General features: G+C 72.7%; 8 protein-coding genes and 1 pseudogene. 5 read left to right on the top strand and 4 right to left on the bottom strand.

Features of this window, described 5'->3' with window-relative positions:
* Positions 1-301 (top strand): annotated as a pseudogene (locus ADK67_RS41525) (hypothetical protein); the annotation flags it as partial.
* Between the two features lie 84 nt (positions 302-385).
* Here the strand turns inward: ADK67_RS41525 and ADK67_RS41520 are convergent.
* Entirely contained in the window at positions 386-898 is a 513-nt protein-coding gene (locus ADK67_RS41520; protein WP_053722089.1) for a hypothetical protein, read from the bottom strand.
* A gap of 46 nt (positions 899-944) precedes the next feature.
* Here ADK67_RS41520 and ADK67_RS41515 point away from each other — a divergent pair, with 46 nt between their 5' ends.
* Positions 945-2000, top strand: a complete 1056-nt coding sequence (locus tag ADK67_RS41515) for an outer membrane protein assembly factor BamB family protein (protein ID WP_197289869.1) — start codon at positions 945-947, stop codon at positions 1998-2000.
* A 26-nt stretch (positions 2001-2026) separates the two neighbouring features.
* On the opposite strand, the gene ADK67_RS41510 is transcribed toward ADK67_RS41515, so the two are convergent.
* Both ADK67_RS41510 and ADK67_RS41505 read right to left on the bottom strand, forming a co-directional pair.
* On the bottom strand, positions 2027-2698 hold the full coding sequence (locus ADK67_RS41510; RefSeq protein ID WP_053722087.1) for a hypothetical protein: 672 nt from the start codon (positions 2696-2698) through the stop codon (positions 2027-2029).
* Between the two features lie 159 nt (positions 2699-2857).
* The gene (locus ADK67_RS41505; protein WP_053722092.1) at positions 2858-5299 is read right to left on the bottom strand and encodes an ATP-binding protein; all 2442 of its coding nucleotides are present in this window, start codon (positions 5297-5299) and stop codon (positions 2858-2860) included.
* A 101-nt stretch (positions 5300-5400) separates the two neighbouring features.
* On the opposite strand from ADK67_RS41505, the gene ADK67_RS41500 reads away from it, so the two are divergent.
* The 3 genes from ADK67_RS41500 to ADK67_RS41490 all read left to right on the top strand — a co-directional run bounded on the left by ADK67_RS41500 (position 5401) and on the right by ADK67_RS41490 (position 9265).
* Positions 5401-6615 carry a hypothetical protein gene (locus tag ADK67_RS41500; RefSeq protein WP_053722086.1) on the top strand — a complete coding sequence of 405 codons (1215 nt, stop codon included), beginning with the start codon at positions 5401-5403 and terminating at the stop codon, positions 6613-6615.
* Positions 6616-6652: 37 nt separating this feature from the next.
* The gene (locus ADK67_RS41495; RefSeq protein ID WP_197289868.1) at positions 6653-7957 is read left to right on the top strand and encodes an MFS transporter; all 1305 of its coding nucleotides are present in this window, start codon (positions 6653-6655) and stop codon (positions 7955-7957) included.
* Between the two features lie 168 nt (positions 7958-8125).
* On the top strand, positions 8126-9265 hold the full coding sequence (locus ADK67_RS41490; RefSeq protein WP_053722084.1) for an oxygenase MpaB family protein: 1140 nt from the start codon (positions 8126-8128) through the stop codon (positions 9263-9265).
* 82 nt (positions 9266-9347) lie between these two features.
* Here ADK67_RS41490 and ADK67_RS41485 read toward each other — a convergent pair whose 3' ends face one another.
* Positions 9348-10775, bottom strand: coding sequence for an RICIN domain-containing protein (locus ADK67_RS41485; RefSeq protein ID WP_231648613.1), 1428 nt, complete (start codon positions 10773-10775; stop codon positions 9348-9350).
* Between the last annotated feature and the right edge of the window lie 83 nt (positions 10776-10858).

The following is a 10858-nucleotide window of genomic DNA, read 5'->3' as shown; positions in this document are numbered from 1 at the left end:
CTCCCGGGCCGGCGCGAAGGCCAAGGTGGACAACAACTACTTCAAGAACTCCCGCGACGTCCTCGGCACCTTCTACACCAACGAAGCCGGGTACTGGCAGGTCAGCGGGAACGTCTTCGACAACGTCACCTGGTCCGCGCCCGGCAGCGAGAGCAAGCCGGCCGGTCCCGACGTCAAGTCGACCACCACGGTCAGCGTCCCCTACAGCTTCACGCTCGACCAGGCGAACTGCGTGCCGAGCATCGTGAGCCGCACGGCAGGCGCCAACACGGGCCTGAGGGAGTCGGACGGCGCCTGCTAGGCGCGGGTCCACTGCTCCGGGACGACGGTCCGGCGGCTTACCTGCGGGTGAAGGCGCCGGACCGTCGCCGTTCGTGCGGTCGGCTCACCCCGCGTCCGCGGCCCGGTGCCGTTCGGCGAGCAGCTTGAGGTTCAGCAACTGCCGCCGGGCCATGATCAGGTCGCCGGCCGACAGGCCGAGGGCGGTCCAGCGGTTGGTGTCCATCACGACCTTGAGCAGCAGGCGCGTCGTGCCGCGGTCCTGGGGCACCAGGACGTAGGACATGAAGGCGCCCATGATGGCGCCGGTGAGCTGGTGGCCCGGTTCGACCGACACGATCCGGCCCAGCCTGCGCCCGCCGGCGGTGGTGAACCGCTCGCCGACCCGGGGCTCGGGCAGGCCGACCAGCTCGCGAGGCGAGCGGCGGCCGAGGTTGTCGATCCAGTCGTACGCGTACGGCGCGATCCTCACCTGCGCGACCCACGGCCACACCGCTTCGGCGGGCGCGTCGACACCCACGCCCCGCCACGCCCGCAGCGCGGGTGAGGTGACGAAGTCGTCGCACGGGTAGGCGCGCGTGACCTCGCTGTCGCTCACACCCCACCGGTCACCGATCACGCGTCCATCCTCCATCACGGGCTCGCCCGCCGCGGCCGGGACAGGCGTGCGAGATCGCGGAATCGAGTGGCGTGACGTCGGAGCCGCGTGGTGGGCTCCCGCGGTGGTGGGGATCAGGTGGGAGAGAGCGCTCCACAAGGCCGGGGACCGCGCGGAGCTGGCCGTGGGGCCCGGCAGGCTCGTGGTCCGCGAGCGGAGCACGAGGCTGGTCTGCCTCGACCCGGAGGACGGGTCGGTGCGGTGGGACGTGCGCACCGGCCGGGGGTTGCGGGCGGTCGTCCTCGCCGGGCAACGCTGCCTGGTGCTGCGACAGGACACCGACGAGTTGGTGTGCCTGGACCTCGACACGGGGGAGGAGCTGTGGGAGGTCGGCCTCCGCCGGTTCGCCGGGCATCTCGTGGTGGACGGCGACGTGGTGCTCGTGGGCGGCTGGCGCGGGTACACCCCGCTGCGCGCGGTCGACGTCACCACTGGCCGGACCCTGTGGGAATCGGAGCACCGCGTGCGTACCGCGCGTCCCGCCGCAGGAGGCGGTGGGTTCCTGGTCGGCGAGCCGGGCGGTGTCCGCGTGCGGTTGATCGGGCGACGTGACGGGCGGGAACTGCGCGCCTGGACGTTGCCGAGCCCGCTCGCCGACCACGACCACGAGCGGGTCTTCACGGCTGTCGGAGGCGACCGGTTCGTCGTGCGGTGTGGTGAAGACGCCGTGGTGCGGCTCGATCCCTCGGCGGCGACCGTGAGCGAGGTGGTCCTGGCCGGAGGCCCGCTCGCGCCCTCCGCACCGCGGTACGCCGGTGGTCTGCTCTGGCTGTGGGAACGGGGGACCGGTGTCACGGTGGCCGATCCCCGTGACGGTCGCGTGCGGTGGAGGGTCGACGTGGGGCAACCCCTGGTCCGCGACGTCGTGGCCGAGGACGGGGGACGTGGCGGGTTCGTGCTCGCCGGCAACGGCGGCGTCCTGTTCCTCCTCGACCCCGACGGGCAGGTCGTCGAGCGCGTCGCGGTCGCCCGGCGGATCCGCGCGTTGCGCCGTCTCGGCCCGGGTCGCGTGCTGGCGATCACGAAGGGGACGCTGCTCGCCGCCGGGACCGCACCCTCCTGACGATCACCTCGACGGAGGCCGCGCGGTCACCGCCGTCGGACGGCGATGTCGTCCGGGAAGCGCGGGTCGATCTCGTAGTGGGTGTCGTACTGGCTGCTGAAACCCGTGACGCGGACGGTCTGGCCCACCGCGAGGCCGGTGAGGTCGATGCCGGTCTGGGTGTTGACGAAGATGGTCAGCTCACCGGAGCCGTCGTCGACGAAGAACTTGTGCCCGTACGGCTCGTCCGACGCGGGCGCCCGGGTGATCGTGGCGACCACGCGCACCAGCAGCCCTTCGGTGGCCTCGCCGACCGCGCCGGTGGTCAACCGCCGGGGCTGGACCGCGGGGCCCGTGCCGCGCACGCGGACCGCCGCCGGGTCGGTGGGGACGAGGACGCGCAGCCCGGAGCTGTCGCGCAGCGTGCCGGTCACCCGGACCTTGTCGCGCGGCGCGACGTCCAGGTCGACCGCGGTGCTGACGTAGATCCCGGCGGAGCGGTCCTGGATGGCGAAGCCCTGGTCGAAGAAGCTCGACTCGAACGCGCCGGACGGCGTCGTGGCCGTGCCCTCGACCGTGACGACCGCGCCCAGCGGCAAGGCCCGTGCCCACGAGATCGGCACCACGTGCCGGGACGTCTCCGCCTGCGCGGGTGGCGCCACCCCGACTGAGGCGAGCGCCAGGAGCAACACCGGGACGGCACGCCGCCAAGAAGACATGAATCGAATTCCTCTCCGGCCGGGCAACACCGGATAGCTGAAGCGTCGTGCGGAACATCCCACAGGCGGAGCGCGGACATCAAGTGCCGGTACCCGACCGTGTGCCGCGGTTTCGGGCTCCCGCAAACGGGTGCGACCCCGAGCCCGGACCGGCGGCCGTCAGTGGAGGGCTGCCGCGCCGTCGGACTCCGACCGCGTCAGCGGCGGCGCCGAGTGCAGCCTGGCGCGCACCGGACCCGCGTCCGGGTGGGCCAGGTCGTCGAGGATGGCGGCGGCCCGCAGCCACGCCGACCGGGCGCTCCCGGCGTCACCGACGGCCTGCTGCGAGTCGCCGAGGTGCGTCAACGTCGTCGCCTCGAAGAAGCGCTCGCCCGCGTCCCGCCACAACGCCAACGCCTGGCTGAAGCAGCGGATCGCCTCGCGGTGCCGCCGGAGGTGGTGGTGGGCGGACCCGAGGCTGTCCCACGTGTGCGCCTGCCAGTACGTGTTGCCGATCTCCTGCTGGAGCACGAGCGCCCGCCGGCAGTGGTCGAGCGCGCTCTCGTAGTCGCCGAGCTGGATCTGGTACCAGCCGATGTTGTTGAGCGCGTTGGCCTGCCCGTGCGCGTGACCGGCCAGCGCGAAGCGGTCGAACGCCCGCCGCGCGTGGCCGAGCGCGGCCGGGAAGTCGGACTGCTGCTCGGCGAGGATGCCCAGGTTCAGCACGGTCCTGGCGGCGCCGACGTGATCGCCGAGCTGGTCGTAGAGGTCGAGCGCCAGGTGCAAGTGCTCGTGGGCTTCGGCGTACCGCTTGCGACGCAGGCACGCCACCGCCCAGTTGCGCCGGGCCCGCGCCTGCGCGTCCAGGTCCGCCTGCCGGGCGCCCGCGGCCACCGCGAGGTGCTGGACGCGGCTCTGCTCGGCCCAGGCGCCGATCCGGTCGAGGTAGGTGCTCATCGACCACGCGAGCTGCCACGCGTGCGTGTCGAAGCCGTCGGCGGCGAGCTCGACCGCGTTGAGCAGCACCTGGTGCTCGGCGGTGAGCCACGCCCACGCCTGCTCGCGCCCCGTGAACGTCGGCAGCGCCACCCCGTCCGGCAAGGGCGGCAACGTGATCGCGTCCCGGTGGGGGTACAACAGCAGGTCCGCGGCGTGGGCGGCGTGCAGGTAGTGGTCGAGCATCCGGCCGAGCGCGCGGTGTCTGTCCGGTGCCTCGTCGACCGCCTCGGCCTGCTCGGCGGCGTACGCCCGGAGCAGGTCGTGCACGACGTAGCGCCCCGGAGACGGCTCGGACACCAGGTTGGCGTGGGCCAGCACCGCGAGTCGGCGGTGCGTCTCCGCCACGGGCTGCCCGGCCAGGCTCGCCGCCGCGTGCCGGTCGAACCCGCCGCCCGGGTGCAGCCCGAGCAGCCGGAACAACCGGGCCGTCGGCGCGTCGAGCTGCCGGCACGACCAGGAGAACACGAACCGGACGTCCATCGTGGGCTCGGCACTGGCGAACCCGTCCAACCGGGCGGCGTCGAGCTCGTCGGCCAGCACGGACAGCGGGAAGTCGGGGAAGGTCTGGGCGCGGGCCGCCACCACCGCCAGCGCGAGCGGCAACCCGGCCGAGGCGGCGACGATGCGGCGCACCGCCTCCGGCTCCGCGGAGACACGCGTCGCGCCGAGGCGCAGCGCGAGCACGTCCCGCGCCTCCGCGTCGGACAGCAGGTCCAGCACGATCGGGTGCGCGCCCTCCGCCGCGACGAGCCCGGTCAGCCGCTGCCGGCTGGTGATCAGCACGAGGCAGCCAGGCGATCCCGGCAGCAGCGGTCGCACCTGCTCGGCGTCACGGGCGTTGTCCAGCACGACCAGCACCCGGCGACCGATCAGCATGCTCCGGTACAGCCCGGTCTGCGCGTCGGGGTCGGTCGGGATGCGCTCCACGGGGGCTCCCAGCGCTTCGAGGAAACCCCGGAGCGCCACGGCGGGGTCGACCCGCGACGACACGGCGTCGAAGCCGCGCAGGTTCACGTACAGCTGGCCGTCGGGGAAGCGATCGGCCACCCGGTTGGCCCAGTGCACGGCGAGCGTGGTCTTCCCGACGCCCGCCGTGCCGCCGATCGCCGTGATCACCATCGCCGGTGCGTGCCGCGGCTCGGCGAGCAGCTCCGCCAACCGGGCCAGGGGTCCGACCCGGCCGGCGAAGTGGGGCACCGGCGCGGGCAGCTGCCGCGGCACGACCCACGCGTCGGCCTCCGGCGACCGGGTGCGCGCCTGGCGACGGCGCACTTCGTGCTGTGCCGCGGCGGCGAGCCGATCGGTCGCCCGGTCACCGTCGATCGCGCCGAGCAGCTCCCAGTGCGCGGCATCCCAGCGCTCCAGGTCGGCCAGGTCGTCCGGCACGCGCAGGCCGGCCTCGTCGGCGTGGGCCAGGCAGGCGCGGACGAAGGCGACGACGAAGTCCCACTCGGGCAACGACTTCGCGTTCAGCTTGTCGCTCACCGTCGACCGGGCGAGGGGGTGGCCGATCAGCGTCGACGACGACGCGATCCGGTTCAACGACGGCGACCCCGCGCACCGCCGCAACCGGGTGAGCTCGCCGACGAACGCGTCCAACGCCTGCCTGGAGTGCTGCGTCATGATCCCACCCGAGTCGCTGACCGCCACGCCGTCCGATCTCACGGTAGCCGTCCGTGTTCCGGAAGGCGCCGGACAGCGCCCGCTCTTCCTAGCGTGGCCCCATGATTCCCATCGACAACGCGTCCGAGGGCCCGTCCCGGCGCGACCTGCTCCGAGCCGCGGTCGTGGGCGGCGCGGCCGTGGCGCTGCCGATCGGCTGGGTCGGATCGGCCTCGGCCGGCCCGCGGCTCGCGGACCCCTCGCCCGCCGGTTTCCACATCGGGAGCGACGGCAGGCTGCACACCGCCGGCTCCGGCTCCACCACCGTCGTCAGCCCGACCGCGATCGGCCCGGCCGGTGGCAACCTCAGCACGGTCAGGAGGGCGGACGGCACCGTCGCCGTGTTCGCCATCGGCAGCCACGGCGGCCTGATCGCCGGGTTCACCAGTGCCGGTGGCTCCGGCATGGGCTTCGTCCGCCACCCCCAGGGCGGCTTGGCCCCGCCCGGCGGGAGGATCGCGGCGGTCGAGGGGCAGGCGGGCACCCACGTCCACTTCACCGGCGCCAACGGCGCCGTCTACCACGCCCTGTACTCCCGGTCGGGCGCCGTCGTGATCCCGCCGGCGCCGTTGGTCCAACCCGGCTCCGTGCTGCCGTCCACGCCACTGGCCGCGTTCCAGGTGTCGGACCGGTTCGGGGTGGTGTTCGTCGGGGCGAACGGCGGCATCCGCACTTCGGTGGGCCGGATCGGCACGGGCCCCGCCGGCCCGATCGCCGTGTGGACGACCACCGCGGCCACCCCGGCCAACGTGGCCACCCCGAACTCGCCCGTGGCAGCCGTCTCGGGCACGGCTGGCGCCTCGGCGTTCTTCACCGGCGTCGACGGGCGGCTGTGGCGGATTCCCTTCTCGGGCCTCACGCCGCAGCCGGTGGTGGCGCTCTCCAGCGCCGGTGCGGTGCCGATCGGCGCGCACCTGGCCGCGACCACGGCCCCGACCGGCGAGTTCGTCGTCACCTACGCCGGTGCGGACGGCGCGATCAGAGCGGCCACCGACGCGTGGCGCCCCTATCCGGAGCCGTGGGTCATCAGCCCTCCGGGCTCGCACCTCGCCGGCGGCCCACACGGCTTGGTCTACGGCGGGAACGACTACCTCTACCTCGGGTGGTGCGGCGTCGACCGGTGGTTCTGGCTCCTCTGGTGGTGGCTGCGCCGGCCGTTCCCGCTGCCCCCGCCGCCACCCGACCCGTACCACGAACTGCGTGACTTCAGGACGGTGCTCCCCACGCGGCAGGACTTCAACGTGGGCGTCGCGCTGCCGGGGATGGCCCTGGGCTGACGACACGCGTCCGCCGGGTTCCCCTATGTTGGAGCGCGTGGCTTTAGAAGATCGTTCCGCCCGGGATGGGCAGGGGCAGGACGGCGGACCGGGGGCGGCCACCGGTGCGCGACCACGCCGAGGGCAGTGGCGCGACGCGGGCGAACTGCTGGTGGACAAGCGTTTCCGACGCTTCTTCCTGGGCTACGCCACGTCGTTGATCGGGTCGTCGATGGCGCCGGTGGCCATGACGTTCGCCGTGCTGGACAGCGGGGCGTCGGCGACCGACCTCGGCCTGGTGTTCGCGTCGGGCGTCGTGTCGACGATCGTGTTCCTGGTCGCGGGGGGCGTGCTGGCGGACCGGGTGCCGCGCCGGGCGGTCATGGTGGGCGCCGACCTCGTGTCCGCCACGGCGCAGTTCGTGTTCGCGGCGCTGGTCTTCACCGGCACGGCCGAGCTGTGGTCGATGGCCCTGCTGGCCGCCGTCCGCGGCGGTGCGTCCGCGTTCTACCAGCCCGCGCTGGCCGCCATGCCCGCGGACCTCGTGGCAGGGGACCAGCTCCAGCGCGCCAACTCGTTCCTGGCCCTGGCCAAGGCGGTGCCGGAGGTGGCCGGTCCGGCCGTCGCGGGCGTGCTGGTGGCCGTGGGCGGCTCGGGGGTCGTGCTGGTGACCGACGGCGCGAGCTACCTGGTGAGCGCGGTCTTCCTCGCCGGTGTGCGGGTGCCGTCGCGCACCGGCGGCGCGCGACGCCGGCTGCTCACCGACCTGCGGGAGGGCTGGACGGAGTTCCGCTCCCGCCGCTGGCTGTGGGTCGGCGTGGTCCAGCTGGCGCTGTGGAACCTGGTCGTGGTGGCGCCGTTCCTGGTGCTGGGGCCGGTGATCGCGCGCAGCGACCTGGGCGGTGCCTCGGCCTGGGGCGCGATCGCCGCGGCGCAGGGCGCGGGAGCCGTCCTCGCGGGCGTGGTCCTGCTGCGCCTGCACATCCGCCGCACGCTGCTGGTCATCGCGTTCCTCCAGCTCGCCTGGGTGGGCGTGCTGGTCCTGCTGGCCTCGCGGGCGCCGTTGTCGCTGATCGTGGCCGCCGCGTTCGCCGTGGGGTTCAGCACCGGGGCGTTCAACGCGTTGTGGCGCACGACGGAGCAGAGGCTGGTGCCGCAAGCGGTGCTGTCGCGGGTCAGCGCCTACGAGCTGCTCGGCGCGTACGCGCTCGGTCCCGTCGGGCTCGCGCTGGCCGGCCCGGTGTCCGAGGCCGTCGGCATCGCCACCCTGCTGCTGGCCGCCGCGGGCTGGCAGGTGCTCAGCAGCGCGGCGATCCTCCTCCTGCCGGAGGTGCGCTCGATCCGGCTGGAACGGGCGTCCTGAGACCTGTGCGGCCTGCCACCGACCGGAGGACCCCTTTCGGGTCCGTTTTGTGCGGGCAGCCCACTCCCAGTAGCGCTTCGGGCGACTGCGTCACCTGATCGTGTTCTGGTGTGCGTCCGACACGTGGAGTGAGCTGGACTCACCTGCAAGTGAAAGCTGGTTCCCCCCATGATCGACACCGCCTCCTTCGAGGCACTGAAGTTCCACGGCGACCCGCTCGCCGACGCCGTGGTCGCCGACCTGGTCGGCACGCACCGGGTGGGCGCGGTGAACGAGGTGTTGGAGCACTTCCGCGCCAACGACCAGCCCATCCCCGAGCAGCTGCCGGAGTCGGTGCGCGCGTTCCTGGTCGCCACCGACGACCCGCCCGCGTGGGTGGACCCCGAGCGGATCGCGCGGGCCTACGAGTTCTTCGTCGACGACGGCGTGCACGTCGCGTCGGTGCTCACGTTCGGCTCGATGGTCAACTGCTACGCCCAACCGCGCGCGTCACGGGCGCTCACGCTGACGCACGGCCTCGCCCAGCCGCACCGGCGGTTGTCCGAGACCTCCCAGTTCGTCATGAACATGATGGGCCGCGAGGCGTTCGGCTCCGGCGGGGCGTTCGTGCCGACCATCCAGAAGACCCGCCTCATCCACGCCGCCGTCCGCCACTTCCTCACCGCCTCGGGCCGCTGGGACGTCGCCGCCGACGGCGTCCCGGTGTGCCAGCAGGACATGGTCGGCACCCTGCTCATCTTCTCCGTGCAGGTGATCGAAGGCATGCGCCGCCTCGGCATCTCCGTCACCGAGACCGAGGCCGCCGACTACTACTACGTCTGGCGCGTCACCGGCGCGATGCTCGGCGTGCCCGTCGAAGCCCTGCCCGAATCGCTCGACGAGGCCCGCGAGCTGAGCACCGCGGTGGTCGAGGCCGCCTACGGGCCGTCACCGGAGGGCGTCGTGCTCACCCGCCACCTGCTCGACGTGTACGAGAAGCTGTTCCCCGGCAAGGTGTTCGACGGCATCATCGCGGCCATGGTCCGCCAGGTCGTCAACCCCGAGGTCGCCGACTGGATGGAGGTGCCGGACTCGCGCGGCTGGCGCCGGGTCGCGAACGCGGGCACCCGGGTGGTGCGGGCGCTGGAGCGTTCGGAGGACCGCAGCGCCCTGGCCACCACCATCCTCGACCGCGCCGGCGCGCTGCTGCTCGGCGGCAGCGTCCGCAACCTCACGAACGGCCAGTCCACCACCCTGACCATCCCCGCCGACCTGCGGGAACGCTGGGAAGCCGCAGACCGGTCACCGACGACGCCGACTCCCGGCTGACCACGCGCGACCACGTGCCCCCGTCACCGAGCACGAACTCGGTGACGGGGGCACGAGGGCCGCGGTCATGTCGGGACGACCGTCAGACGGCCGTGCGCGACCACTGCTGGTTGGTGCCGGTGTTGCAGGTGTACTGCTTGAGGACCACGCCGTCGGCGGTCGACGCCGTGGGCACGTCCACGCACTTGCCGCTGTGCCGGGCCCGGAGCTGGAAGTAGCTGCCGCTCGCCACCATCTGGAACTGCTGGTTGGTGCCGCTGCCACAGGTGTACTGGACCAGCTCGGCGCCGTCCGCGGTCGACGCGCCCACCACGTCGAGGCACTTCCCGCTGTGCCGGCTGACGATGCGCGAGTAGCCGCTGCCGGCGTCCTGGAACTCCCACTGCTGCCACGCGTTGCCACCGTAGGTGTACTGGCCGACGCGTGCGCTGTTGTCGGCGGTCGCCTGCGCCAGGCCCATGGCCTTGCCGCTGTGGCGCACGTCGATCCGGTAGCCCGTGGGCGGCGGGTTCGTCGTGCCGTCGCCGAAGGCGTACCGGAGCCGGTCGGCGCCCGACGGGTTGCGGATGGTGAGGTTGAGATTGGTGCCGCTGCCACTCAGGGCGTACATCGAGTACCAGTCGTAACCGAGGTTGTCCTTGTACTTGCCGCCGAGGGCGGGCCAGTAGGTGCCGCCCATCTTGTTGTCACGCATGACCTGTGCGATGGCACGGATGTAGCGCACGAAGTTGTCGGAGCTGTTCGGGTCGCTGTAGTTGAGGCCGGTGGACATCGGCGCGCCGAACTCGGTCGCGACCGCGCGGGACGCGCAGTTGCCCAGACGCGTCTGGATGTGGCTGCGGAACTGGTCGTAGGTCATCGCGCCGTAGAAGAAGGCGTAGTAGTGGAACGACAGCAGCGTCGAGTTGAAGCGGCTGTCGTTGCAGATGTCGCGCAGGTCCTGGCTGAAGCCGGTGCCGCCGATGAGCACCCGGCCGGGCACCGCGGAGGTGTGGTAGCTGAGCCAGTTCGCCGCGACGTTGCGCCAGTCCGTCGACGAGTAGCCGTGCGGCTCGTTCATCGGCTCGAAGTAGACGTTGCTGTTCGAGCCGTACGTGTTGGTCACGCTGGACCACATCGAGTTCCACGCGGCCAGGTTCGTGATCCTGCCGCCGGAGGCCGCGCCGTCCTCCCAATAGGCGAGGATGACCTTCCACCCGCGTTCGGTGGCGGCGTCGATGGCGCCGCGGTAGGCGTTCCACCAGGTCGTGTTGGACACCGTGTGGGTGTTGATGGGCAGCCGGACGGTGTTGATTCCCAGGGTGGCGGCCATGTCGTCATAGAGGGCGTTGGCCTTGGCCCGTACCGTCGCGTTGCTGTCGGACATGTTCAGGCCCTGCACGACGAGCGCGCTGGTGCTGAAGTTGTCACCCATCACCGCCCAGTTCATGCCCCGGAACTGGCTGGTGGTGGCATCGGCCTGCGGCGCCGAGACGACGAGGCCCGTCGCCGCGGTGAGCGCGGTCGCCACCAGGGCGATCGACCGGCGCAGCGACCGAGTGCCTCGCGGTGGTCCTGATGAGTAGCCATCAGATGCCGTGATCAGTCTCATGA

The sequence above is a fragment of the Saccharothrix sp. NRRL B-16348 genome (genome assembly GCF_001280085.1).
Classification (GTDB): Bacteria; Actinomycetota; Actinomycetes; order Mycobacteriales; family Pseudonocardiaceae; genus Actinosynnema.
Note: the sequence above shows the minus strand (reverse complement) of the source record. Positions and strands in the feature narration are given on the sequence as shown.

Coding starts and splice junctions, on each gene's coding strand:
- ADK67_RS41500 (WP_053722086.1), top strand. CDS start 5,401: ATGATTCCCATCGACAACGCGTCCGAGGGCCCGTCCCGGCGCGACCTG.
- ADK67_RS41510 (WP_053722087.1), bottom strand. CDS start 2,698: ATGTCTTCTTGGCGGCGTGCCGTCCCGGTGTTGCTCCTGGCGCTCGCC.
- ADK67_RS41505 (WP_053722092.1), bottom strand. CDS start 5,299: ATGACGCAGCACTCCAGGCAGGCGTTGGACGCGTTCGTCGGCGAGCTC.
- ADK67_RS41490 (WP_053722084.1), top strand. CDS start 8,126: ATGATCGACACCGCCTCCTTCGAGGCACTGAAGTTCCACGGCGACCCG.